Source organism: Paenibacillus sp. 1-8, from assembly GCF_056316205.1.
The window spans coordinates 115,001-140,028 of the sequence record NZ_CM149995.1; the positions used below are offsets into that span (position 1 = coordinate 115,001).

Annotated in this window: 21 protein-coding genes, 1 tRNA gene, 3 rRNA genes, 1 pseudogene and 1 riboswitch (1 of these 27 cut by a window edge); of the genes and pseudogenes, 18 read left to right on the forward strand and 8 right to left on the reverse strand. The window is 47.0% G+C overall.

The window, feature by feature from the left end; all coding sequences use genetic code 11:
• The 13 genes from AC0WRU_RS00425 to AC0WRU_RS00485 all read left to right on the forward strand — a co-directional run.
• Positions 1–187: ribosomal RNA gene (locus AC0WRU_RS00425) — 16S ribosomal RNA — on the forward strand; it begins 1,371 nt to the left of the window's first position.
• A gap of 348 nt (positions 188–535) precedes the next feature.
• Positions 536–3,463, forward strand: a 23S ribosomal RNA gene (locus AC0WRU_RS00430).
• 154 nt (positions 3,464–3,617) lie between these two features.
• Positions 3,618–3,734: ribosomal RNA gene (gene rrf / locus AC0WRU_RS00435) — 5S ribosomal RNA — on the forward strand.
• Together the 16S, 23S and 5S rRNA genes form the textbook arrangement of a ribosomal RNA operon.
• 346 nt (positions 3,735–4,080) lie before the next feature.
• Complete coding sequence (gene guaB / locus AC0WRU_RS00440) at positions 4,081–5,538, forward strand: IMP dehydrogenase (RefSeq protein ID WP_476126814.1); 1,458 nt, start codon at positions 4,081–4,083, stop codon at positions 5,536–5,538.
• A 331-nt stretch (positions 5,539–5,869) separates the two neighbouring features.
• On the forward strand, positions 5,870–7,258 hold the full coding sequence (locus tag AC0WRU_RS00445) for a D-alanyl-D-alanine carboxypeptidase family protein (RefSeq protein WP_476126816.1): 1,389 nt from the start codon (positions 5,870–5,872) through the stop codon (positions 7,256–7,258).
• A 142-nt stretch (positions 7,259–7,400) separates the two neighbouring features.
• A complete protein-coding gene (gene pdxS, locus AC0WRU_RS00450) occupies positions 7,401–8,282 on the forward strand; it encodes a pyridoxal 5'-phosphate synthase lyase subunit PdxS (RefSeq protein ID WP_025683473.1) in 882 nt (293 codons plus the stop codon).
• 16 nt (positions 8,283–8,298) lie between these two features.
• Complete coding sequence (gene pdxT / locus AC0WRU_RS00455; protein ID WP_025683474.1) at positions 8,299–8,865, forward strand: pyridoxal 5'-phosphate synthase glutaminase subunit PdxT; 567 nt, start codon at positions 8,299–8,301, stop codon at positions 8,863–8,865.
• A 35-nt stretch (positions 8,866–8,900) separates the two neighbouring features.
• Positions 8,901–10,184: a serine--tRNA ligase gene (serS, locus tag AC0WRU_RS00460; RefSeq protein ID WP_476126817.1), complete on the forward strand. Its 1,284-nt coding sequence runs from the start codon at positions 8,901–8,903 to the stop codon at positions 10,182–10,184.
• A 90-nt stretch (positions 10,185–10,274) separates the two neighbouring features.
• A tRNA-Ser gene (locus AC0WRU_RS00465) sits at positions 10,275–10,363 on the forward strand.
• A gap of 146 nt (positions 10,364–10,509) precedes the next feature.
• A complete protein-coding gene (locus tag AC0WRU_RS00470; protein WP_025683476.1) occupies positions 10,510–10,851 on the forward strand; it encodes a hypothetical protein in 342 nt (113 codons plus the stop codon).
• Positions 10,852–10,877: 26 nt separating this feature from the next.
• A complete protein-coding gene (locus tag AC0WRU_RS00475; protein ID WP_162833911.1) occupies positions 10,878–11,048 on the forward strand; it encodes a hypothetical protein in 171 nt (56 codons plus the stop codon).
• Between the two features lie 71 nt (positions 11,049–11,119).
• Positions 11,120–11,275: a small acid-soluble spore protein P gene (locus AC0WRU_RS00480; RefSeq protein WP_134911701.1), complete on the forward strand. Its 156-nt coding sequence runs from the start codon at positions 11,120–11,122 to the stop codon at positions 11,273–11,275.
• 198 nt (positions 11,276–11,473) lie between these two features.
• Positions 11,474–12,550 (forward strand): hypothetical protein, encoded by a 1,077-nt coding sequence (locus AC0WRU_RS00485; protein WP_476126819.1) that lies wholly within the window; start codon positions 11,474–11,476, stop codon positions 12,548–12,550.
• 92 nt (positions 12,551–12,642) lie between these two features.
• On the opposite strand, the pseudogene AC0WRU_RS00490 reads toward AC0WRU_RS00485, so the two are convergent.
• Together AC0WRU_RS00490 and AC0WRU_RS00495 are read right to left on the reverse strand one after the other, a co-directional pair.
• A pseudogene (locus AC0WRU_RS00490) lies at positions 12,643–12,877 on the reverse strand (GNAT family N-acetyltransferase); the annotation flags it as partial.
• Positions 12,878–13,145: 268 nt separating this feature from the next.
• On the reverse strand, positions 13,146–14,531 hold the full coding sequence (locus tag AC0WRU_RS00495) for an MFS transporter (protein WP_476126820.1): 1,386 nt from the start codon (positions 14,529–14,531) through the stop codon (positions 13,146–13,148).
• Between the two features lie 79 nt (positions 14,532–14,610).
• Between AC0WRU_RS00495 and AC0WRU_RS00500 the strand changes: the two genes are divergently transcribed.
• Entirely contained in the window at positions 14,611–15,282 is a 672-nt protein-coding gene (locus tag AC0WRU_RS00500) for an ArsR/SmtB family transcription factor (RefSeq protein ID WP_476128521.1), read from the forward strand.
• Between the two features lie 595 nt (positions 15,283–15,877).
• On the opposite strand, the gene tadA is transcribed toward AC0WRU_RS00500, so the two are convergent.
• The gene (tadA, locus tag AC0WRU_RS00505; RefSeq protein ID WP_025683480.1) at positions 15,878–16,378 is read right to left on the reverse strand and encodes a tRNA adenosine(34) deaminase TadA; all 501 of its coding nucleotides are present in this window, start codon (positions 16,376–16,378) and stop codon (positions 15,878–15,880) included.
• Positions 16,379–16,706: 328 nt separating this feature from the next.
• Between tadA and AC0WRU_RS00510 the strand changes: the two genes are divergently transcribed.
• A complete protein-coding gene (locus AC0WRU_RS00510; RefSeq protein WP_476126821.1) occupies positions 16,707–19,010 on the forward strand; it encodes a PAS domain S-box protein in 2,304 nt (767 codons plus the stop codon).
• 24 nt (positions 19,011–19,034) lie between these two features.
• Positions 19,035–19,736 (forward strand): 23S rRNA pseudouridine(2604) synthase RluF, encoded by a 702-nt coding sequence (gene rluF, locus AC0WRU_RS00515; RefSeq protein ID WP_476126822.1) that lies wholly within the window; start codon positions 19,035–19,037, stop codon positions 19,734–19,736.
• Positions 19,737–19,870: 134 nt separating this feature from the next.
• On the opposite strand, the gene AC0WRU_RS00520 is transcribed toward rluF, so the two are convergent.
• A complete protein-coding gene (locus AC0WRU_RS00520) occupies positions 19,871–20,698 on the reverse strand; it encodes a flagellar motor protein MotB (protein ID WP_476126823.1) in 828 nt (275 codons plus the stop codon).
• Positions 20,691–21,485, reverse strand: a complete 795-nt coding sequence (motA, locus tag AC0WRU_RS00525) for a flagellar motor stator protein MotA (RefSeq protein ID WP_025683484.1) — start codon at positions 21,483–21,485, stop codon at positions 20,691–20,693. Before motA ends, AC0WRU_RS00520 begins: the two co-directional genes overlap by 8 nt.
• A gap of 187 nt (positions 21,486–21,672) precedes the next feature.
• Here motA and AC0WRU_RS00530 point away from each other — a divergent pair, with 187 nt between their 5' ends.
• Positions 21,673–21,966, forward strand: a complete 294-nt coding sequence (locus AC0WRU_RS00530) for a hypothetical protein (RefSeq protein WP_476128522.1) — start codon at positions 21,673–21,675, stop codon at positions 21,964–21,966.
• Between the two features lie 118 nt (positions 21,967–22,084).
• A complete protein-coding gene (locus AC0WRU_RS00535) occupies positions 22,085–22,384 on the forward strand; it encodes a 4a-hydroxytetrahydrobiopterin dehydratase (protein WP_007428083.1) in 300 nt (99 codons plus the stop codon).
• A 75-nt stretch (positions 22,385–22,459) separates the two neighbouring features.
• Here the strand turns inward: AC0WRU_RS00535 and AC0WRU_RS00540 are convergent, their stop codons facing one another.
• From AC0WRU_RS00540 to AC0WRU_RS00550, 3 genes are all read right to left on the reverse strand, one after another.
• Positions 22,460–22,966 carry a GNAT family N-acetyltransferase gene (locus AC0WRU_RS00540; protein ID WP_476126824.1) on the reverse strand — a complete coding sequence of 169 codons (507 nt, stop codon included), beginning with the start codon at positions 22,964–22,966 and terminating at the stop codon, positions 22,460–22,462.
• Between the two features lie 303 nt (positions 22,967–23,269).
• A complete protein-coding gene (locus tag AC0WRU_RS00545; protein WP_476126825.1) occupies positions 23,270–23,770 on the reverse strand; it encodes a C40 family peptidase in 501 nt (166 codons plus the stop codon).
• A 5-nt stretch (positions 23,771–23,775) separates the two neighbouring features.
• A riboswitch (cyclic di-AMP (ydaO/yuaA leader) is annotated at positions 23,776–23,913 on the reverse strand.
• Positions 23,914–24,199: 286 nt separating this feature from the next.
• On the reverse strand, positions 24,200–25,027 hold the full coding sequence (locus AC0WRU_RS00550) for a hypothetical protein (RefSeq protein ID WP_476126826.1): 828 nt from the start codon (positions 25,025–25,027) through the stop codon (positions 24,200–24,202).
• Position 25,028 lies beyond the last annotated feature (1 nt).

Sequence of the window (25,028 nt, forward strand, 5' to 3'; positions counted from 1 at the left end):
TCAGCATGCCGCGGTGAATACGTTCCCGGGTCTTGTACACACCGCCCGTCACACCACGAGAGTTTACAACACCCGAAGTCGGTGGGGTAACCCGCAAGGGAGCCAGCCGCCGAAGGTGGGGTAGATGATTGGGGTGAAGTCGTAACAAGGTAGCCGTATCGGAAGGTGCGGCTGGATCACCTCCTTTCTATGGAGAATCGTTTCCTGCAATGGAAACATTCAAATATGAAGCGTAAGCTTCAAAAACTACTCACTCGTTGCTCAGTTTTGAGAGTTCAAACTCTCAACATACTGCATGAATATCATCCACTCTTCGGAGTTGGATCGATAATCACACAGGTTACTGTTTCCTTGAAACAGTATTGCACCTTGAAAACTGGATACCGAAACGAAATTGCGTTTTAGAATATTCCTTTACGCTGATCTTGTGTAAACAAGTGAAATAAAGGTAGCAGGTAAGGAAAGATCTTTTGCCTTTGGCAAAAATCATTCTTTATCGAACATCGACATTTTCTTTCTATGAAAGAAAAGTCTAGGTTAAGCTACAAAGAGCACACGGAGGATGCCTAGGCGCCAGGAGCCGACGAAGGACGTGGCGAACAACGATAAAGCCTCGGGGAGCTGTAAGCAAGCTTTGATCCGGGGATGTCCGAATGGGGAAACCCGGCTGTCTTCATCGACAGTCACTTTCTGCTGAATACATAGGCAGAACAGAGGCATACCAGGGGAACTGAAACATCTAAGTACCCTGAGGAAGAGAAAACAATAGTGATTCCGTCAGTAGCGGCGAGCGAACGCGGATTAGCCCAAACCAAGGAGCTTGCTCCTTGGGGTTGTGGGACGTCTCACATGGAGTTACAAAGGAACCGGTTAGATGAAGAGGTCTGGAAAGGCCCGCCAGAGAAGGTAAAAGCCCTGTAATTCAAAACCTGTTCCCTCCGAGACGGATCCCGAGTAGTGCGGGGCACGTGAAACCCCGTATGAATCCGGCAGGACCATCTGCCAAGGCTAAATACTCCCTGGCGACCGATAGTGAAGCAGTACCGTGAGGGAAAGGTGAAAAGCACCCCGGAAGGGGAGTGAAATAGATCCTGAAACCGTGTGCTTACAAGAAGTCAGAGCCCGATCTATGGGTGATGGCGTGCCTTTTGTAGAATGAACCGGCGAGTTACGTTCCCGTGCAAGGTTAAGGTGAAGAGCTGAAGCCGCAGCGAAAGCGAGTCTGAATAGGGCGACTTAGTACGTGGACGTAGACCCGAAACCGGGTGATCTACCCCTGTCCAGGGTGAAGGTGCGGTAACACGCACTGGAGGCCCGAACCCACGCATGTTGAAAAATGCGGGGATGAGGTGGGGGTAGCGGAGAAATTCCAATCGAACCCGGAGATAGCTGGTTCTCCCCGAAATAGCTTTAGGGCTAGCCTCGGAATAAGAGTCGTGGAGGTAGAGCACTGATTGGGTGCGGGGCCCGCAAGGGTTACCAAGCTCAGTCAAACTCCGAATGCCATAGACTTAGTTCCGGGAGTCAGACAGTGAGTGCTAAGATCCATTGTCGAAAGGGAAACAGCCCAGACCATCAGCTAAGGTCCCCAAGTGTGTGTTAAGTGGGAAAGGATGTGGAGTTGCACAGACAACCAGGATGTTGGCTTAGAAGCAGCCACCATTGAAAGAGTGCGTAATAGCTCACTGGTCGAGTGACTCTGCGCCGAAAATGTAACGGGGCTAAACACGCCACCGAAGCTATGGCTTGATACTTAGGTATCAGGGGTAGGGGAGCGTTGAATGCGGGTTGAAGGTGTACCGTAAGGAGCGCTGGACTGCATTCAAGTGAGAATGCCGGTATGAGTAACGAAAAGATCTGTGAGAATCAGATCCGCCGAAAGCCTAAGGGTTCCTGAGGAAGGTTCGTCCGCTCAGGGTAAGTCGGGACCTAAGGCGAGGCCGATAGGCGTAGTCGAAGGACAACAGGTCGAAATTCCTGTACCACCGTAATCCGTTATGAGCGATGGGGTGACGCAGTAGGGTAGTGACGCGGACTGATGGATGTCCGTCTAAGCAGTGAGGCTGGTGTGTAGGCAAATCCGCACATCGTAAGGCTGGGCTGTGATGGGGAGCGAAAATTGTAGTAGCGAAGGTCATGATCTCAGACTGCCAAGAAAAGCCTCTAGCCAGGAGAAGGTGCCCGTACCGCAAACCGACACAGGTAGGCGAGAAGAGAATTCTAAGGCGCGCGGAAGAACTCTCGTTAAGGAACTCGGCAAAATGACCCCGTAACTTCGGGAGAAGGGGTGCCTCGGTAGGGTGAATAGCCCGAGGGGGCCGCAGTGAAAAGGCCCAAGCGACTGTTTAGCAAAAACACAGGTCTGTGCGAAGCCGCAAGGCGAAGTATACGGGCTGACGCCTGCCCGGTGCTGGAAGGTTAAGGGGAGTGGTAAGTCCTTCGGGGCGAAGCTATGAACCGAAGCCCCAGTAAACGGCGGCCGTAACTATAACGGTCCTAAGGTAGCGAAATTCCTTGTCAGGTAAATTCTGACCCGCACGAATGGCGTAACGACTTGGGCGCTGTCTCAACGAGAGATCCGGTGAAATTTTAATACCTGTGAAGATGCAGGTTACCCGCGACAAGACGGAAAGACCCCATGGAGCTTTACTGCAGCTTGATATTGAATTTGGGTACGATCTGTACAGGATAGGTGGGAGCCTAAGAGACTTGAGCGCCAGCTTGAGAGGAGGCATCCTTGGGATACCACCCTGATCGTATCTAGGTTCTAACTTGGTACCGTGATCCGGTACGAGGACAGTGTCAGGTGGGCAGTTTGACTGGGGCGGTCGCCTCCTAAAGAGTAACGGAGGCGCCCCAAGGTTCCCTCAGAATGGTTGGAAATCATTCGAAGAGTGCAAAGGCAGAAGGGAGCTTGACTGCGAGACCTACAAGTCGAGCAGGGACGAAAGTCGGGCTTAGTGATCCGGTGGTACCGCATGGAAGGGCCATCGCTCAACGGATAAAAGCTACCCTGGGGATAACAGGCTTATCTCCCCCAAGAGTCCACATCGACGGGGAGGTTTGGCACCTCGATGTCGGCTCATCGCATCCTGGGGCTGAAGTAGGTCCCAAGGGTTGGGCTGTTCGCCCATTAAAGCGGTACGCGAGCTGGGTTCAGAACGTCGTGAGACAGTTCGGTCCCTATCTGTCGTGGGCGTAGGAAATTTGAGAGGAGCTGTCCTTAGTACGAGAGGACCGGGATGGACGTACCGCTGGTGTACCAGTTGTTCCGCCAGGAGCACCGCTGGGTAGCTATGTACGGAAGGGATAAGCGCTGAAAGCATCTAAGCGTGAAGCCCCCCTCAAGATGAGATTTCCCAGTATGTAAGACCCCTTGAAGACGACGAGGTAGATAGGTTGGGGGTGGAAGTGCAGTAATGCATGGAGCTGACCAATACTAATCGGTCGAGGGCTTATCCTAAGAATAGGACGCAATGGAGTTTCGGATCCAGTTTTCAGGGTGTAACACCTTGAAGGTATGTAGAAGATACATACGACAAGCGCATGGCTATTCATTCACACAATAGGTGATGAACCGGATAACCATATGGTAGAATTTGCACAGCAAATTTATGTTTGGTGGCGATAGCGGAGGGGTTCCACACGTACCCATCCCGAACACGACCGTTAAGCCCTCCAGCGCCGATGGTACTTGGACCGCAGGGTCCTGGGAGAGTAGGACGTCGCCAAGCAAAAGTAAGAAGGACCATGATCTCCTTGAGATGTGGTCCTTTTTTTGTATATTACGTTCCAGAACCTTATATGTAACCCCTAATCTGTCTTTTTCCAAGCGGATTATTTTTAATAAAAGGGTCGACTTTATCTCTGGAAAAGCTTAATTATAAAGGATGTCCTTCCTGCGAGTACACTTGTTTGTACAGGGGAATACTAAAAGTTATGGCTGCTGAGGAAGGCTTGACACCCCTATACCGCTTTGCTAAGATTGCAATAATATATTTTCAGAGAGCCTTGATTTGTCCATGTCGGACAGACAACAAGACCAATACAGACTAAATAATTTGAAGGAGGATCATCTTGGTGTGGGAAGATAAATTCGGTAAGGAAGGCCTTACCTTTGACGATGTTTTGCTGGTACCTCGCAAGTCGGTGGTTCTGCCGAAAGAAGTAAGCATAGCGACCCGTTTGAGTGATAACGTTAAGCTGAATATTCCTTTGATGAGTGCTGGTATGGATACTGTTACTGAGGCAGTTTTGGCAATTGCCATGGCTCGTGAAGGCGGTATCGGTATCATTCATAAAAATATGTCGATTGAACAGCAAGCAGTAGAGGTAGATCGGGTTAAACGTTCAGAGAGCGGTGTTATCACCAATCCATTTTCATTGACTCCAGATCACTTGGTATCTGATGCTGAAGCTGTTATGGGTAAATATCGTATTTCTGGCGTACCTGTTGTAAATGAAGAAAATAAGCTGGTGGGTATTATTACTAACCGCGATCTTCGCTTTATTCACGATTTTAATCTTAAAATTAGTGAAGTTATGACGAAAGAAGAACTGGTAACTGCACCTGTAGGCACGACTTTACAGGAAGCGGAAGTTATTTTGCAAAAGCATAAAATTGAAAAGCTTCCTTTGGTCGATGATGAAAATTACCTCAAAGGGCTTATCACTATTAAGGATATTGAGAAGGCTATTCAATTTCCAAACGCAGCGAAAGATGCACAAGGGCGTCTTCTGGTCGGTGCGGCTGTCGGTATTTCCAAAGATACGTTTGATCGGACTGAAGCACTCGTAAATGCAGGTGTGGATCTGATTGTCGTCGATTCTGCTCACGGTCATCATATTAACATTATTGAAGCGGTTCGCAAATTGCGTGATGCTTATCCTGATCTGACGATTGTAGCAGGTAATGTAGCTACTGGTGACGGAACGCGTGAACTGATTGAAGCCGGAGCTTCGGTTGTAAAAGTCGGCATTGGTCCAGGCTCTATCTGTACAACGCGCGTGATCGCCGGTATCGGGGTTCCGCAAGTAACAGCTATTTATGATTGTGCGACCGTAGCAAGGGAATATAATATTCCGATTATTGCAGACGGTGGTATTAAATATTCCGGCGAAATTACGAAGGCCATTGCAGCAGGAGCTTCTGCGGTAATGTTGGGCAGTCTTTTTGCTGGTACGGAAGAAAGTCCAGGCGAATCAGAGATTTACCAAGGACGTCGCTTTAAAGTATATCGTGGTATGGGTTCTATGGCTGCGATGAAGCAAGGAAGTAAAGATCGTTATTTCCAAGATGATGACAAGAAATTGGTACCCGAAGGCATTGAAGGACGTGTCGCTTATAAAGGGCCGCTTTCCGATACGGTTCATCAGCTGTTGGGCGGTCTTCGTTCCGGTATGGGATATTGCGGTACTGCTAATATTGAGGAGCTTCGCAACGATACAAGCTTTATCCGTATTACAGGTGCAGGTCTGCGTGAGAGCCATCCGCATGATGTGCAAATTACGAAAGAAGCACCAAACTACTCTCTATAAAGTTCAGCTGTAGTAGACTTGACGACAGGCAGAGCGCATTTCGCTCTGCCTGTCTTTTTTTAGAGATACCCCTGTGATAGAATAGACAGGTGTCCGCCTTTTTAAGAAATTGTTGAGAAAGTAAAGACAGATGAGTACCCTTAATGAGTACCTTGCGGGATTCAAACAAACAACAAGTAGAGCATGCTCATGATAGGCCGAACTTATAAAGAAGAAATCCAATAAATGATAAGACATTAAACATTAATTACATTGGCCAAGTTAAGGCTATAACCACCGTCTCGCTATACATAGCGGATTGGGTTGAGGTACGAGAGGAGTTTGTATCCATTTGAAACCGAATAATTTAAAGCAAAATAAAAAACGCAGCATGATTAAAAAGAGTGTGACTGCAGTCATGGTGCTTAATATGATGTATATGTCAGCATTGCCGGTTGTGGGAAATTTTGATTCCACTGTAGCTACTTTTGCTGCCGGAGCGACAACAGAGGCGGCGAATATTACGGGGACAGGCTCTGTGAAGCCGCCTAGTCTGGCACTGCGCTCGGCTATCTTGATTGAGCCTTCCACAGGGCAGGTATTGCTGTCCATGAACCCGGATGAGCCGCTCCCACCAGCAAGTATGACCAAAATGATGACAGAGTACATCGTAGCGGAGCAGGTCAAGCAAGGAAAACTCAAATGGACGGATAAGGTTACGGTTAATGAGAATGCTGCCAAGAGCATCGGATCGCGTATTTTTCTGGCTCAAGGTGATCAACATACGGTAGAAGAGTTGTATATTGCCATGGCGGTAGGCTCTGCCAATGATGCAACGGTAGCTCTTGCCGAGCGTGTGTCTGGAACCGAGCAGGACTTTGTAAAATTGATGAATGAAACAGCTCAGAAAATGGGTATGAAAAATACGTATTTTATTAACTCTACAGGATTGGACCGTAAGGATATGCCTGCAGGGTTTCAACCAGATACCAATCGTGAAACCGTAATGACAGCGAGAGATGCGGCAATACTGGCTAGTAACATCATTAAGGACCATCCGGATTATACACGGTTTACGACAATTCAATCGTACAAGTTCCGTCCGACGGACAAAGCGCCGATTATTAACTATAACTGGATGTTGGAAGCAAACAAGAATATAACTAATTTTAGAAAATTTGCTTATCCAGGTCTGGACGGAATGAAAACCGGTCATACGAGCAATGCTGGTAACTGTTTTACGGGAACAGCCGAACGCAACGGAATGCGTCTTATCAGTGTAGTTATGGGGGCAGACTCCGAGCCACACCGTTTTACAGAAACAGCTAAAGTATTAAACTATGGTTTCGATAATTTTGAAGTGAAGCAGGTAGTGGCTCCAAAGACAGTGGTTAAAGGTGTGGAGAATGTACCTGTCACCAAGGGGACTGAGACAGAAGTACCTGTCGTGACCAAGGATGCAGTAAGCTTTGTCGTACCTAAAGGCGCAAGCAATCCTAAAGTGACGTTTACAACGAACATTATGCCGGAAAGCTCGCTCGTGGCACCTTTGAAGCAAGGGGCAAAAGTCGGTACGATTACGTACACGTACAAAACGGATGGCGTGGATAAAGGTCAAGTCAAAACCGTCGATATGGTTACTACAACGGCTGTGGAAGAGGGCGGCTGGTTCCGTATGCTTTTCCGGGCCATTGGCGATTTCTTTGGTGATTTGTTCCAGGGAATTAAAAACTTGTTCTAATGGCCTTGTTGCCAATTAGAGAGAAGCGATGTATCCTGTTTTTCATTACTTATTTAGCGGCTTGAAATGATTGTGTATTTGGCGTCTGTGCGGTAAAATATTAAGTTAGAATCTAAACGAAACCCTTACAGGAGGCAACGACATGGAAACGGGAACTTCACGTGTAAAAAGAGGTATGGCAGAGATGCAAAAAGGCGGCGTAATCATGGATGTCATGAACGCTGAACAGGCTAAAATCGCAGAGGCGGCAGGTGCTACAGCAGTAATGGCACTTGAACGGGTGCCTTCAGATATCCGCGCAGCTGGCGGGGTTGCCCGTATGGCTGACCCAACGATTGTGGAAGAGGTCATGAAGGTGGTTTCTATTCCCGTTATGGCTAAGGCTCGTATTGGTCATTTTGTGGAGGCGAAGGTGCTGGAATCTCTCGGAGTTGACTATCTCGACGAGAGCGAAGTGCTGACACCTGCGGATGAAGTTTTCCATATCGATAAGAAAGAGTTTACCGTTCCATTCGTTTGCGGAGCCAAGGATCTGGGAGAAGCACTGCGCCGCATCGGCGAAGGAGCATCCATGATTCGTACAAAGGGTGAGCCTGGAACCGGAAATATTGTCGAAGCTGTTCGTCATATGCGTTTTATCAACGGCCAAATTCGCAAGGTGCAAAACCTGTCGAAGGACGAGCTGTATGCAGAAGCGAAAAACCTTGGCGTTGCTTACGAATTGCTGCTGGAAGTGCATGAGCACGGCAAGCTGCCAGTGGTCAACTTTGCAGCGGGCGGCGTAGCAACACCTGCTGATGCCGCATTGATGATGCATTTGGGCGCTGATGGCGTATTCGTCGGTTCTGGCATTTTCAAATCCGATAGCCCTGAGAAGTTTGCACGTGCCATCGTGGAAGCGACTACTCATTATACGGACTACAAGCTGATTGCAGAAGTGTCCAAGAATTTGGGCGCTCCGATGAAGGGCATTGAAATTTCCAAACTGGCACCGCATGAACGCATGCAGGATCGTGGTTGGTAAGAAGGAAGGGACCGGCATGAAAATAGGAGTTCTGTCGCTGCAAGGCGCTGTGGCTGAGCATATACGAAGCGTTGAACTTGCGGGTGCGGAAGGTGTGGCGGTGAAGAAGATCGAACAGCTCAATGAGCTGTCCGGTCTTATCATTCCCGGTGGTGAAAGCACGACGATTGGCAAGCTAATGCGCAAGTATGACTTTATAGATGCCATACGTCAGTTTTCCGATCAAGGCAAGCCAATATTCGGCACTTGTGCGGGATTGATTGTGTTGGCCAAAACGGTTCAAGGACAAGAAGAAGCACATTTGGGACTGATGGATATTACAGTGGCACGTAATGCTTTTGGTCGCCAGCGGGAAAGCTTTGAAACAGACTTGGACATTAAAGGGATTGAGGAACCGGTTCGTGCCGTGTTTATACGCGCGCCATTAATACAGTCTGTTGGAACGGGAGTGGATGTGCTGTCTGAGTATAACGGCGAGATCGTGGCGGCCCGTCAGGGTCATTTGCTGGCTTCATCCTTCCATCCGGAATTAACGGACGATTACCGGTTGCATCAGTATTTTGTGGATATGGTCCGCGAATAGCGGAAAGTCGGTTTGTAGTGTAGGAGGGATTACCTGTGTTAGATATAAAGATTTTACGTAATGAGCTTGGTCGGGTTGAAAAAGCTTTGCAAAATAGGGGCAAATCTCTGGATCTGATAAATGGCTTTACGGATCTGGATGTGCGTCGTCGTGAGTTGCTTCAGGAAAGTGAAGCGCTCAAAAATCGACGGAATGTCGTATCCGGTGAAGTAGCCAAGTTGAAGAAGAATAAAGAAAATGCGGATGACCTTATTGCCGAGATGCGTCAGGTTTCTGACCGTATTAAAGAATTGGATGAGCAAGTGCGCGAACTGGAGGTTCAGATCGACGAGCTGGTAATGTCCATTCCGAATATCCCCAACGAGTCGGTGCCTGTAGGTGCTTCGGAGGAGGATAATGTAGAGATTCGCCGCTGGTCGGAGCCACGCGAGTTTTCTTTTACGCCAAAAGCACATTGGGAGCTGGCACAGGAGCTGGATATTCTCGATTTTGAGGCGGCAGCGAAGGTGACGGGTTCCCGTTTTACGTTCTACAAAGGATTGGGAGCACGTCTGGAGCGTGCGCTGATTAACTTTATGATGGATCTGCATAGCAGTGAGCATGGTTATGAAGAAATGCTGCCCCCATACATTGTGAACCGGGACAGTCTGTATGGAACAGGACAGCTTCCGAAGTTTGAAGAGGATTTGTTCAAGCTGCGCGATACCGAGTATTATCTCATTCCTACGGCTGAAGTTCCGGTAACGAACTATCACCGCGAAGAGATTATGAACGCGGATCAGCTTCCAAAAAATTATGTAGCATACAGCTCCTGTTTCCGCTCTGAGGCAGGATCGGCAGGACGGGATACACGTGGTTTGATCCGTCAGCATCAGTTCAATAAGGTAGAGATGCTTAAGCTGGTTCACCCGGACACCTCCTATGAGGAACTGGAGAAAATGACGAATAATGCAGAGCGTGTTTTGCAACTGCTTGAACTTCCATATCGTGTGCTGGCACTTTGCACCGGGGATATGGGCTTCACGTCTGCCAAAACGTACGATCTGGAAGTATGGCTGCCTGAGAGTGGCATGTACCGTGAGATTTCTTCTTGTTCGAATACAGAAGATTTCCAAGCGCGTCGTGCAAACATCCGGTTTCGGCCGGAGTCGAGAGCAAAGCCTGAATTTGTACATACACTGAACGGTTCAGGATTGGCTGTAGGACGCACAGTGGCTGCTATTTTGGAGAACTATCAGCAGGAGGACGGAAGCGTTGTAATTCCGGAAGTGCTGCGTTCATACATGCGAGGCGCTGAAGTTATTGCTCCCAAACAGTAAGCATTGCATTCGTTTAAAGTCTGTGGTAAAATGATTTTGTTGCGCCTGAGTTTATTTTAAATGGGAAGCAACTTTATCCAATTACCACCTGGAGAGGTACCGAAGCGGTCATAACGGGGCGGTCTTGAAAACCGTTAGGGCGCAAGTCCACATGGGTTCGAATCCCATCCTCTCCGCCATTATTATAAATGAGCCAAGCCATTCGAATACGATTAGCTGATACATTAGCCTTTATACGCTGATGATTAGAGATCGTAAAGGATGGCTTTTTTGTTGTATAAAAAGCCTGCTTTTTTCACACGTTATCAGATGTGGAGGTGCTGGCATGAATCGAGAAATGACAGTAGATCAGCAAAAGCTGGTAGAAGCCTGGCAGGAACAACTGCCGAGACTTTTGAATTCAGGGGATAAATCACAGGTACAAGCAGATGAAGCAGACAACCGCACTATACGAATCCATATCGAGGTAGAGGGCCGACAAATGTACTCCTTTGATTTTGCATGTACTTATGTAGATTCTCGGGAAGTGCAGGTTAGCTTGGTCGATGTAGAACGGGACGGACAGTCTGTGGATGAACGAACAGATATCATTCAACAGCTGGTGTCCGATTACACTCGACATATTCATCAGTGTGCTCAAACGTTGCAGTCATTGACACATTCGTAGTCATGAAGGAATGAGGGGGAAGCTACATGACAAAAGCCAAAAACGGACTGGATAAAAACCTGTCTAACATTGTGGATGATTTGGAGCAACGTCCGGTTAATAGTCATCAGGCACAGCAAGTGCAGCAGGATCGTAATGACCGCCGTCATCAGGATGCACTTAATCATGATAAATCAGAAGACCTGCACCATCTATAGTCCTATTTTAAATGGTAATGAATGGATCTGATGATGTATCAAAATTTAGTCTGAGAACGGAGGATGCATAAATGAGCAAGCCTAAAGCCATTCCTGTTCCTGAGGCACAGGACGCCGGTGGAGGAAACGAAAAGCGTGAGCGCAATCATCAACAGGAGCCATTGTCCGGTTCCAAAAAGGTGAAACAGCGGAATCACGTAGACCACCACAACAGAGAAGGATCATAAGTAGTTAGACTTTTTGCCTAAAAATTATGGTAAAGTACAGGACACCCTTGTTAAAGAGCCGGGGTGTCTTTGTGCTTATTGTAAGAAAATTTTCCAATAAGTGTTTCATTGCCTGTGAGATTGCGGTAAAATAGAGGGTGTGTATTTTTTTGTTAGCATTATAAAAGGGGTTAATTATGAGAGGAGAGAATCTACACAATGAGTAAAAAGTTATCCGTCTTGGTACTCGCTATGGTGTTGCTTTTGACGGTAGCACTGGTAGGTTGTAGCAAGAAGTTAGAACCGAAGGAAGCTGTTACGAACGGTACTGCTAATGCAATGAAACTGACTTCTTATGAAACCAAAAGTCAATTTACGGTTAAGGATCTGACGATCACATCTGCTTCCATTCCAAGCGAGCAAAGTGCAATGGTAACCAGTATGCTGAAAAACGCAGATATTACGCTGGATGGTGTATATCAAAAAGAACCTTTACAATCCGAAATGACGCTGGGCATTCATTTGAAAGGTGACCTTTCCACCAGCTTCACGATTCCAATGGTTATGACCAAAGATAAATTGTACGTTAAAATTCCGAACGTTCCATTTTACCCGCTTCCACAGGACGTTGTAGGCAAATTCCTGATTATTGATCCGCAGGAGCTGGCTAAACAGTCCGGACAAGAATTTAACCCTGCATCCATGGATCAGGAAAAATCGCAGAAATTTGCGAATGAAGTCATTGCTGCTATTCTGGGTGAGTATGATCAAGCAACGTACTTCTTTGATATTGATCCTAAGGATGCTAAATTGCCACAAGGCCTTAAAGCTAAACAAGTCGTACAATTTAAAGTGACAAATGACAACGTGAAGCCAGCTGTCGATACTTTTGTTACTAAGGCAATCCCTAAAGCGATTGATGTGATGTCAAAAGATGAGTACATCAGCTTGTTCCAATTGAAAAAAGAAGATCTCACCGCAGCAAAACTTGCAGTGGAAACCAACACCAGCGATTTCAGAAAAAAGCTGGATGAGTTGAAAAACTACTTGACTGTGAAGCAGTTTGACATTAACACAGCCTTGAACAAGGATGATATTCCTGTGTATCAAGACCTGAATGCGAATGTAGAGATGAATGATCCGACCACAAAAGATAACGTAAAATTGTCTGTAACTGGCTACACGCAATACAACAAAATCAATGAAAAAGCAACATTTAAAGTGGGTATTCCAACAGGGGACCAAGTCCTGACGATCGAACAATTTCAACAAAAAATGCAAACTGTTGCTCCTTAAGTAAAGGAATGACGCGATTGTAAAGGCATTATCCATATAATATGATGTAATGCGAGAAAAACCGCTTGGCTTAGAGCCAGGCGGTTTTTTTGTCATATATAGCTCTGGGCAGATGGTGTACCTGTCCAGGTCTGCCACACGTGATCCTCGGCTAAAAGCCCGAATATCCGATGATCCTGCCATGTCCCTTGAATTTGTACCGGCTTGTAGACGGTGAAGCGATAGGGCGCGGAAGGCAAATTGTATGGCCAGCTTCAAAGCTGCGGTCATATGCCCCTTGCCTTGTTCGTGCTGATCCATCATGTAGCCGATATCGGCGAATTGTCCCTCTAGTTTGGATCCGGCCTCTTCACTACGTGTATGGTAAAATACGGGATATAGAACATAACAGAACTATAGATCAGTAACAACAGCTGCAGTCTAAGACTTTATTTTAATGTCCAAGGCTGCCTCTGCGTTTTTACTCAGACAGTCTAAAACTTATTATAATTGGGTTGTAGTCGCCACCCTAGGTACTCTTCAACTTTATGGTGTATTAAGTCTAGGATTTTATTGATGATTTCATCAATGTGAAAGCATATTTTTTCTAGTGTAGTTACCGACGGCACAATCGCAATGAACCCATGCTGAGTAAGGCTATCAGTACTGCAACGGCCGCAAAAATCCAAAGTTCACGAAACGTTGACAAGTATCCTGTTACCCCTAAGTTTGAGTCAAAATGAATCATGGAGGTAGCCGTCGATGTACCCACGGCGAGCCCAATGTTATGTACCATGCGCTGAACAGATCCGATTGTTCCCTGTAATTCATGATCTACCGAACCCATGATAGCCGATAAATTTGCGGGAATAAATAAACCGGCACCAATCCCATAGAGTAGTAACAAGGCACCAATTGAGGTGGCATGCCAATTCAATTGCATTGCACCTAATGTTATAAGGGCAATGAACATGATTCCAAACCCCGATGCCGTTAACAGACCTGCACCCCAGGTACCGATAAGCTTTCCTGATAATCTAGACAACATTACAAGACCTAATGGGGAAGCTAAATTGACTAATCCCACCTGCCAAGGTACAAGGTGAGTAACCTCTTCGAGAAAATATGGCGGAACGATAAAAGCAATTGCAGTGGCGAAACCTAAGACAAGGCCAGACAGTATAGGGACAACGAATGCGCCATTACGGAATAAAGACAATGGTACAATGGGGTGTAATACTCGAGTGTCCCAAACCATGTAGCCGATAAGAGCTAACGCAAAGAGGCAAAATGGAAGCATCCTCGTAAATCCATGTAAAGAATTTGCTGAAAGTCCGTAAAGAAGTCCGAATATAGCAACTCCCAGGAGAATGTTACCCACAAGGTTGAGAGAGACACGGCTGGTTTGCTCTTTCCTCATCCTTGTAAGTTTAAAGCTCCCCCATAGTCCCACTGCACAAATGGGGATGTTAATCCAAAAAATCCATCGCCACCCTACGAAAGAGAGAAGTAGTCCGCCAGCGCTTGGCCCCAATACATTACCAAGTCCAAGTATCATTCCCAAGGTACCTAAGGCAGCGCCCTGCCTTTCTTGTGGAATACAGGTGGTGATAATAGCCGCTGATGTTGCTTGAAGCATCGCAGCACTAATTCCTTGAAGTCCTCTAAACAATATCAGTTGGGGAGCATTGAATGACGCTCCACACAGTATTGATGTGATAGCAAAGAGTAACAGACCCATTGAATAAACTTTCAATCGACCAATTCGGTCACTAACTCGGCCAAAAACTACGATAGTGGTACTAAGTGAAAGAAGATACAGAGTTACCATCCAAGCAACTATATTTACACTGACGTGAAAAGTCTGACCCAGTGTCGGTAGAGCTACGTTTATAATGCCCGTGTCCAATGTGGATAGAAAAAGACCTACCCCAGCCGTAAGAATAATTGGCAAATCACGTGTGCTTGCAGTTTGTTGATTTATTGCCGTCAATCCCTGCATATATACAACCTCGGCTTCCTGTTTTTATTTTGAGGTGATTGTACCATGCAGTTATTTCATGTATCATCGAAATATGAATATGTACAAAAACATCGCATCTGTCGCAGCTCTCATAGGTGACCCAACACGTACAACTATCCTCGCTTCTCTTGCAGATGGGCGGGCGCTAACAGCAGGTGAATTGGCCTACATTGCTGAGGTATCTCCACCAACAGCGAGTGCCCACCTCACCAAATTGGTCGAAGGAGGGCTTCTAGTCATGCAGGCACAAGGGCGGCATCGTTATTATCGGCTAACGAGTTCGAAAGTGGCAGAAGTCATGGAGGAAATTGCCACTCTCGCGCCCCCTGCTCCCACCCGATCCCTACGTGAATCTGATCAAGCAAAGGCGCTTCGTTTTGCCCGGACATGTTACGAGCATTTGGCTGGTGAGCTTGGAGTATCAATTACCAATGCACTCCTGATGAAGGGGTACATCAAGGAATCGAATGAAAAGTACCAGCTTACTAAATTAGGGGAAAAGTGGCTTATTGAGTTTGGTGTGAAGTTAGAAGGGTTAAACAGGCTTGCATGCTCTATTCCTCGCCACATCGACTGGACTGAACGCCATCATCATATAGGTGGCCCTATTGCAGTTGGTATCACTCGTCGTCTACTTGAACTGGGTTGGATTACGAGAGGTTCTGTACGGCGTTCTATTGTAATTACCGATGCAGGGAGCATCAATATTCAAAAAGAGTTCCAATTTTAATATGTAGATATAAGAACGTCATGAAACTCGTTTATTGAGCTAACGGGAGAACGTTAGTTGAACTTCATTCTAGCTATGATTACGAAGACCGGATTCCTTTGTAGATAGTAAAGGATCCGGTTTTTTCATGTAACGAATTGCTTAGCGTACGATTTTTTCCGTTTCATGAGGTGACCCCTTGTTCCACGGAAGAAAAATCGGCTGTCGCGGTGGAAATTGGGCGAATATCGGGATTGAAAAATCCGATTAGTCAAATGTGCAAGACCTATGCACTTCATGGTAAAGCTTGGTAGTTTTCTGGTTTTGGCGTAACCCAAAGAAACATCATGCCACGCACAAGATTAGAAATGGAGACATAGCCAATCAGACGCTCGTCCTCCAAGAGAAAGATACCGAACAAATATCCCCGATCCTCCTCTGCTTGACGCAATTTCTGACGGATATATCCCTCCTGTTCTTCCAGCGTGAAAAATGAATCGTCGTGAAGTGGCTCGTACGGCGCATGGGCTGATCTCCTTCCATGGGAAATTAGCATGAGACGTCAATAACGGCTGCATTACGGTTGTGTATAAGTAAGCGATCCTACTACCCATCCTCAGGATGAAGTTGGTGGGGAAGACAACTTGGCAGCGGCCCTTTTTTGCCGGAGCTGACGAAAAAAATCTGTCAGCAGCGAGGCGCATTCCTCTTGAAGAACGCCGCTGATCACCTCAGTGCAATGATTGAATCGAGGCTCCTGTAGTAAATTCATCAGCGTACCCGCACAGCCTGCCTTCGGATCGGTGGTGCCATAGATCAAATAGGGGACCCGTGATTGTACAATGGCTCCGGCGCACATGGGACACGGCTCCAGAGTGACATACAGCCTGCAATCCAGCAGGCGCCAGGCTCCCAGATGCTCGCTGGCCTGACGAATGGCGACCATTTCGGCATGTGCTGTCGGATCAGCGTCCGTCTCGCGCAAGTTGTAGCCGCGTCCTATGATTTCATTATCTTTTACGATGACAGCTCCGATGGGCACTTCACCCAACGCTTCTGCCTTATACGCTTCTTGAATAGCTTCTTTCATCCAATAAGCGTGATCTATTGTGGTCACTGGTAAAAATGCCCCTTTCAAATGCAAACTATCCAACGAACAAATATTCCGTTGTTAACATGATGTGAATAATTTTGTGGATAACACGACACTTGTCCACAGGTTTATCCACAGTTTATAATAAAAGTTGTGTATTTGTGGACGACTTGTGGATGATTATCTTATTATATTGTAGGCAAACGTTCGCATATTGACAACTGTATACAAGCTGTGTGTATTTATGTTTATCCGGGAAATGTAAATGCTGGTATCACAGGCACTATTACGGTATCATTGAGTTAGCAATTGCCAGTAATCGCCAGCATACGGCAAGAGGTGAGAAATCAGTGTGTCGATAAAAATCAAAATTACGATCATTTTGTCGGGGTCCGTTCTGTTTATCCTTTTGTTAAATATTGCACTCAACTATTACACGACCCACGAAAATTTAAGAAGTGACAGTGAAACGAAAATGGTTCTGACGGCCAAGATTATTGGAGGAGCCATTGAACAAACCCAACAAAGCTGGGTGGCCGTTGACAAGCAGCTTGGATATAAGTTGTGGCTATCTGCCACGCTGGCTGCCAGCCAGCTTGATCCTGATATCGATCATGTTACGCAGGAACAACTCGAACAGCTGACCAAGCGCAGTGGGGATATTGATATTTCCCTGATGGTGCGTGATGGGAAGGGGTACAAAGTTGCCAAATCGTCCAATCCGAAAGAGATATTATCAGGCGATCCATTGACAGGCTATTGGAAAAATGCAGTTGATCAATTATATGAGCATGGACAGGCTGGAAGGGTGCATGGTCAAAATCTGGATCATTTTTGGACCGGAGCATTTGACTATACAGGCTCAGATGCCACCCATATTAACAAATGGGGATTTTATTATGACCAGAAGCGTAACTATATGATCCGAATCTCCTTTCAGGACAGTGAAGTGCAAAATTTTATACCGATCCTCAGCCCCGATGAAATCGTAAAGCAAACCCAACAAGTGGATTACCGCATCATGGAGATAACTGGAATTAACCCCACAACCTTCGGTGGCCCTACGATGGATAACCATGGAAACGACCGAAAATATTATTACATGTACAACAAACCGATCCGATTCGGCACTTATCAACTAGCGAGGGTACAGGAGGATCGTTTGGCTGTTTCCAAGGCCATGTTCTCCGGGGAGAGTATTGTACAAGACTGCTATATTAAAGGCGAACGGGTCCTCGTTAGTTACATACCGTTTTATCCGGCTAACCGTAACGCCTATGTCATTCGTATTGTTATGAATTATGATACGATCTCTTCCGTTATTTATAAGCAATTAATCAGTCTGATTGCCATCTCTATTGTCTTACTGGAGGTTGTGATCATTGGCAGCTATGTGCTGGCAAGTTTGTTTGTCCGCCCCATTCAGTCGATATTGGGAAAAGTGAACGAGATGGCTGACGGCCATTTTGACACACGACTACAGATTAAGGGCGGTCATGAGCTTGCTCAGCTTGGTGAACGCATCAATGCGATGGCCTACAATCTAGGGGTGTATACACGGAGACTCGAACAGATGTATGAGGAGAACCGTTCTGTCAAAGAGCATTTGGAGTCTGTTATTAATCAGACGGCTGATGCGATTCATGTGACCGATCAGGATGAGCGTATCATCCGGGTCAATCATGCTTTTGAAGCCCTGTACGGCTGGACCAAAAAAGAATTGGTCGGGCGTAAACTCCAGTTCGTACCGCCACAGCAAGAGGAAGCGTGCAAATTTCAGAAGGAAAGATTGCTTCAGGGAGAGAGTATGGTATCTATTGAGTCCATTCGAATGCGCAAGGATGGAAGTACGGTAGAGATTAGTATGAGCATGTCGCCCATTCTGGATGAAGAAGGCGAGATCCTGGGATTCATCAGCGTCTCGCGCGACATTACAGGCCGCAACCGGATGGAGGAATTGCTGCGCAGATCGGAGAAACTGACGACGGTAGGACAACTGGCGGCAGGAGTTGCGCACGAAATTCGTAATCCGCTGACCACGCTGCGTGGGTTCCTCCAGTTACAGCAGCAAAATAAAGTGCTGAATCTGAAGCATAATGATATTATGCTGTCCGAGCTGGATCGTATTAATCTGATCGTCAGCGAATTTTTAATATTGGCAAAGCCGCAGGCGGTACATTTTCAGAAAAAAGATGTGCGTTATATTGTAAGTGACGTCATTTCCTTGCTTGATAGTCAGGCGCATCTGCTAGGCATTGTGTTCAATCTTGAAGTAACGGAGGAGCCTGCCCTCGTATATGCCGAAGAAAATCAGTTAAAGCAGGTATTCATTAATTTGCTTAAAAATGGTATGGAGGCCATGAGCAAGGGTGGTACGATAACGATTCATTTGTTCTTGGAGGGAGAAAGCGTTAAAATCTTCATACGGGACCAAGGGACGGGCATTCCTGCAGAGATGCTGTCCAAGCTGGGGGAACCTTTTTTCACAAACAAGGAAACAGGTACAGGACTCGGACTTATGGTCAGCCAGCGTATTATACAGAGTCATAAAGGCACACTGGATATTGATAGCATAGAGGGAGAGGGAACGACAGCCCTTGTGCAGCTTCCAACTGCCGAGCCTGAGCCATTGGATGGGCAGCAGAAGGAAGCGTGACAGTAGAAATGGAGGGTACACAGGTTGCGCATTAACAAGTTTATCAGCGAAACCGGTTTTTGCTCGCGCCGGGAGGCGGACAAGCTGGTAGAGAGCGGCCGCGTGACGATTAACGGCGAGGTGGCGGTGCTGGGCAGTCAGGCGGAGGAGGGCGACGATGTCCGTGTGAACGGCAAGCCACTCCGCGAGAAGTCCGGTCACGTATATATTGCTTTGAACAAGCCAGTGGGTATTACAAGCACGACAGAGAGCCACATTCAAGGGAATGTTGTCGACTTTGTGGGGCACCCGCAGCGGATTTTCCCCATCGGACGTCTGGATAAAGATTCGGAAGGTCTCATTTTACTTACCAATGACGGAGACATTGTGAATAAGATTTTACGGGCGGAAGGCAAGCATGAGAAGGAATATATCGTAACGGTGGATCGACCCGTCACACCATCTTTTGTGCAGGGAATGTCCACAGGTGTAAAAATACTCGGTCAGCGGACGCTCCCCTGCGAAGTGACGCGTGTATCTGAGTACGTATTCCGCATCATATTGACAGAAGGGAAAAACCGTCAGATCCGGCGCATGTGTGCTGCCTTTGGCTATGAAGTGAAGAAGCTGCAACGTCTGCGGATTATGAATATTCGATTGGGGTCGCTTCAGAGAGGTGCCTGGCGTGACCTCACAGAGACGGAGAAGCAGGAACTAGGTGAGATGCTGAATTATACACTCAGCTAAGCCTGAGGGCTTCTCATGGCTGATAGATGGCAGGGCAATGGATAGGACAAGAGGCAGAGTGGAATAGCACAATGAAAAGGCACCAGCTGCATAAAAAATGCGGCGGTGCCTTTGTCTATATAACATATGCATAATCAACCTTTATTCGCGCTTGAGGTAGGACTGATAACTTGTGTGCCGTTCTGATATTTACGTAGTACGGAAATTTCGACACGGCGGTTTTTGGAGCGTCCTGGACCATCCTGATTGCTTGCTAGTGGACGATACTCACCATAACCGATGGATACAAATTTGGTTGGATCAAGCTGCGGATTGAGCAGCAAAATGCGCAAGAAATTCAGAGATCGTTTGGCACTCAAATCAAAGTTGGACGGAAACTGACTACTGGAAATCGGCACATTATCTGTATGGCCTGATACGATGACATCATATCCGGGAAATTGCTGGAGCATGCTGGAGATGGACTTGGCCAGCTTTCGTGCTTCCGGTTTTACCTCAGCCTGACCCGATGAAAACAAGGCGTTATCGCTAATGGTGATCATGAGCTGGGATTGGTTCAGCTTCGTATTGAGCAGCGGAGTCAGACCATTATTTTCAATATACTGATCCATCTGCTTTTTGAGCTTTTTCAAATCTTCTTCTTCCCGCTGGGCGAGTTGCTTTTGCAGCTCCGCCGTAGAAGTGGCTTTAGACTTTATAGGTTGTGTTACCTGTTCTTTATTTTTGCCCATATCTGCGGATTGTGACGATGGATTGGCGGCAGAGTGATCCAGTATGCCAGTGCCGCCACTAAAAGCCGCACTCATGGATTGAGCCATAGTTTCAAATTTTTTGGCGTCGAGTGCACTCATCCCGAATAAGACGATGAAAAGAGCTAGCAGAAGGGTCATCAAGTCGGAATATGGCAACAGCCAGCTTTCGTCGGCATGCTCCTCGTGCGGTTCATGTCTTTTTTTACTCACCGGAATCCCCATCCTTCTCGGTCAGGGTAGCCCGTTCGGTCGGAGTCAGGAATATCGTCAGCTTCTGGCTGATCGCAATGGTGGATATACCTGATTGAATCGACAGCAGGCCTTCGACCATCATCAATTTAAGCTCTACTTCTTTTTTGGATAACCGTTTCAGCTTGTTGGACATTGGATGCCACAGGACGTAACCTGTAAAAATACCGAGCAACGTCGCAATAAAGGCAGCCGCGATGGCATGAGACAGCTTTTCCATGTCACTAAGGTCGGCTAGAGCGGCAATCAGACCTACGACGGCACCGAGTACCCCGAGCGTCGGAGCGTACATACCAGCTTGAGAGAAGATCAGCGCGCCTGAGCGGTGTCGATCCTCAGTAGCATTAATGTCCTCCATTAGAACATCTCGTACGAATTCCTGATCATTACCATCAATAATCATACGCATACCACCACGCATAAAGGGATCGTCGATCTCCTCTACCTTGGATTCCAGTGCAAGCAGACCTTCGCGACGGGTAATGGATGCCCATTCGGTAAACGTGCCGATGAGCTCTTTACGTTCCAAAAGCTTTTGTTCCGTGAAAATAACCTTGAACAGTTTTGGAATCCGTTTGATTTCTGCCATTGGGAAGGCCATAAAAATACTTGCTGCTGTTCCGACAAAAATAATCATGTAAGCAGCGGGATTGTTGACCAAGTTGATCACTGGCGCGCCTTTGAGAATCATCCCGACGACCAATGACATAATCCCGAGTACAAGTCCGATAATGGTTGAAATTTGCATGATACACCTCATCCATGAGAATAGATTTTGAATCCTTTCATGCCGCCGGGGTCGTCCTTGCCCCAGGCACGTCATTACAAGACGGATTATAGTATTTATCGACAAAACTCTCTTTTTTGTTAAGTACGAATTTCCGGTATAATAAGGTGATTATTTAATGAATGGTGGAAGAATTGGAGGAAATGGCATGGGAGTGAAGCACGGACGGGAGTATGAACAAATTTTGAACGATTTGACAGAGGCTGTGGGACACATTCCGGATAGCTATGAATTTTTCGAAATGGAAGCAGAAGATTGGGGCAGGTTGGACCCGGCAGGGCGTCAGGAAGTCAATGAAGCGCTGGCGGAAGACCTGTTTTATGCGCTGGGTACAGAGCCCGTTATCGCTGTGGGCAGCGGCGTTGTCATCTATGAACCGGAGCAGCACCGTATCTATGTGCTCATTGGAGATGAGGAGCTGACGTCGGTACCTTTGATTTGAGCAGGCCGTCTTATGGATTTATCAACGGGGCCGTGGTAATATGGACACCAATATATCGTAGTTTTGGTCGCATTCAAGCGGCTGAAAGGCTTCCGTATAAACGGGGAGGAGTCGTATCATGCCTTTTACACAAGAAGAGATTGAAGCACATCTGGAGAAGCTGGAGGGCTGGGAACTGGAGGAAGGACGATGGATTGTCCGGAAATATAATTTTTCCAGTTTTATGAAAGGGATTGCATTCGTGGATGAAGTTGCTGCTATATCGGAAGCATTTAATCATCATCCATTTATTACGATTGATTATAAGACCGTGACCCTGCGTTTAACCTCCTGGGATGACGGTGGCATTATGGCCGTGGATATTAAGGAAGCCCAACAATATAATGAAGCTTTTGAGAAAATGCGTAGCAGTCATTGAACTGATCATGGTCTGCCGTATGATAAAAGCGCCTTCGATATACAACAATGCCGTTGTATGCCGAAGGCGCTTTTATCATAGAACACGAGGCTGGTGGTCGGGATGATATACCATACAATGAAATGGCTTCTTGCCATCGGGAGTCTGACGTTCATAGGTATCCGTAAGCTCAAATCCGGCTGCCTTGTAAGCCCGAATGGCGCGCCCATTCCAGGTCAGCACCTCCAGATCAATTTCATTCTCCGGGTTGCGTCGTCTGGCTTCCTCGGCAATGGCACGGACAAAATCGGCGCCTCTGCCATGTCCACACAATTCGGGGTGCATTCCCAGACCCAGCCGGGTCACGCTAATCATTGGGAAATATTGAGCAAATCCGGTTAGTGTGTTCTCGTCATCCAGTACGGCAACATATTGCTCTTGGCGAAGCGTGGGGCTTCCAAATTCGACTTCAAGCGCCTTCATTTGTTCCCAAGGTAGCCAGCCGTATATGTTGTAGGGTGGATCATAGCGCCACTCACATATCGCAGCCGCCTGCTGCTCGTCCATCGGTACGATCCGGTAGTTAGATATTGAGGCCGGCATGTCTTCCCATCCTCCTTTTACAAGTACTTAAACCATTAACAACAGATTGTAGACAAGTTGTTGGGGATTGGCAAGCGTGTTTATTTCATACCCAAGTCGGGTATACATTCAATAAGAAGGCTTTACTGTTCATATGCTCCCCCAGCCGTGACGGTAAGACCGACGATGTTCACAGAAACTGAAACCTTTTGAGGTGCCAGTTCGTCAGTAACGATAACGTTTCTGATGTTGTGGACATAAAAAACCGCAATTCGATTCCGTCCAGAATCAAATTGCGGCTCAGGGTTAGCTTGCTGTCGTTAGTTATTCTACGTTGTCGTCATCAGGAACTTCAGAAGCTACGGCGTGGTAAGCGTCTGTGCTCATAATTCTTTTTGCACCAACATAGCGGTTAGCGTAATAGTTTTCGTTCAGTGAGCTAACAATTACACCACGTGAAGTTGAGGAGTGGGCAAATTTCCCTTCACCTACGAAGATACCTACATGGGAAATGCCTCTTCCTGTGGTGTTGAAGAATACCAGGTCACCAGGTCTCATTTCATCGCGGGATACGGAAGATCCCATTTTGAATTGTGATCCGGATTGATGGGGCAGATTAATTCCCAGTTTTTGATATACATACATTGTGAAGCCGGAGCAATCGAACCCGTCGAGTGTAGTGCCTCCGTTTCTGTAGTTCGTTCCTTTGGCATCTTGGATGACCTGGTCCATCTTAGAGTCTGCAAATGCACTTCCTCCACCGAATGTAAAAGATGTAAAGGCAATGGCGAGACTCATGGCTGCGATCGTTAGCTTCTTCTTCAAAAAAAATATACCCCTTCCAATGCCTGCGAGGTTAGCTTAAGGATTCGGTAGAAGGTTCCCCTATGACCACTCTGTTGCGAGATCAATTCACCCAAACTGGTTCCCCCGCTTCCCAGGTGCCAGGAATTAGGCTTAACTTAAGATGTGCACCTTGGAGAGCAGTATTCACGATAACGATGTTTTGAAGGTAAAGGTTACAATAAAGATTACAAAGTTGTTACTATCAGTTCACTGCGATTATTGTAACAAAGTCGGCTGGCTTTGGCAAATGTTTCATCGCAAAAAGTTACAAAAAAAATCCGCTCCCTTTATCGCGGGAACGGATTTTGTTAAGAGTATTCAGTTATGTGCCGTTTGCCTGGATATGAATGGAGATGGATAGTTGTCTTTGGACAGCCAGAAATTGCTCGGGAGGAACGGAGTGAAGGTTCAACCTCTGCCGGAGATATCGGTATGCCATAGTCGGTACTGTGAACTGATGTGCCATAGCCTGACCAGACTGGTAACAAAATGATACGTTTGCTGGAGAATGAGTGCCAGCATGCCAGTCCAAATCATCGCCATCGTGCCGAATAGACCAAGGACGAGCAGTACACCTGCACCGAGCAGAAGCGAAATACCGATAGCCGGGAGGATTTGGCGAAAGAAGGCAAGCAGCGACGATAGTATGGCGTGACCACCTACGGTGCCTAGCTGCATGTACAGGATGCACTGGCGGATGAACCAGCCATAAGCAATCCAACCGATGGCATAGGGCAGAACATGCAGGAGATAGGTGGGAGATTGCAGCGTCCCTGCTACGATAGGGTAGAGCTTTGGCACCACCCAGAAAGCAGGGAGCAGCAGGAGTCCAAGCTCGATGACGTAATAGATCAGCGATGACAAGCCATGACGTTTCATTCCACGGAAAAAAGACAGACTTTGCGGCTCGGTCGCATGGGTATGCAGACTTTGGTATATTCCCGCCCGGATGAAGGGGGTAATCAGTGTACGCAGCACCGTTGCCCCCAGTAGTATCCACAGATACATATGAACCTCTCGGTTGTCCGTCAGGGCAATCTGGCTCTCCATCCAAAACAACGTCTGTCCCAGTTCATTTTGACCCTGATCGGGGTAGCGCAGCAGCAGGGGAGTAACGGCGGATTGTACCAGTCGATAGAGAAAAACGCCCCATAGCAGTCGATACAGAAACAGAATGATGACAATATAAAATTGTATGCGCACAAGCGCCCAGCCTTCTTTTATAACAGTACGCATC

Bases quoted from the DNA above. Each gene is read 5' to 3' on its own strand.
- AC0WRU_RS00500 (WP_476128521.1), top strand. From the start codon at position 14,611: ATGTACAAAAACATCGCATCTGTCGCAGCTCTCATAGGTGACCCAACA.
- AC0WRU_RS00475 (WP_162833911.1), top strand. From the start codon at position 10,878: ATGACAAAAGCCAAAAACGGACTGGATAAAAACCTGTCTAACATTGTG.
- AC0WRU_RS00530 (WP_476128522.1), top strand. From the start codon at position 21,673: ATGGGAGTGAAGCACGGACGGGAGTATGAACAAATTTTGAACGATTTG.
- AC0WRU_RS00535 (WP_007428083.1), top strand. From the start codon at position 22,085: ATGCCTTTTACACAAGAAGAGATTGAAGCACATCTGGAGAAGCTGGAG.
- AC0WRU_RS00540 (WP_476126824.1), bottom strand. From the start codon at position 22,966: ATGCCGGCCTCAATATCTAACTACCGGATCGTACCGATGGACGAGCAG.
- pdxT (WP_025683474.1), top strand. From the start codon at position 8,299: ATGAAAATAGGAGTTCTGTCGCTGCAAGGCGCTGTGGCTGAGCATATA.
- AC0WRU_RS00480 (WP_134911701.1), top strand. From the start codon at position 11,120: ATGAGCAAGCCTAAAGCCATTCCTGTTCCTGAGGCACAGGACGCCGGT.
- AC0WRU_RS00485 (WP_476126819.1), top strand. From the start codon at position 11,474: ATGAGTAAAAAGTTATCCGTCTTGGTACTCGCTATGGTGTTGCTTTTG.
- AC0WRU_RS00495 (WP_476126820.1), bottom strand. From the start codon at position 14,531: ATGCAGGGATTGACGGCAATAAATCAACAAACTGCAAGCACACGTGAT.
- AC0WRU_RS00550 (WP_476126826.1), bottom strand. From the start codon at position 25,027: ATGCGTACTGTTATAAAAGAAGGCTGGGCGCTTGTGCGCATACAATTT.
- motA (WP_025683484.1), bottom strand. From the start codon at position 21,485: ATGCAAATTTCAACCATTATCGGACTTGTACTCGGGATTATGTCATTG.
- AC0WRU_RS00470 (WP_025683476.1), top strand. From the start codon at position 10,510: ATGAATCGAGAAATGACAGTAGATCAGCAAAAGCTGGTAGAAGCCTGG.
- pdxS (WP_025683473.1), top strand. From the start codon at position 7,401: ATGGAAACGGGAACTTCACGTGTAAAAAGAGGTATGGCAGAGATGCAA.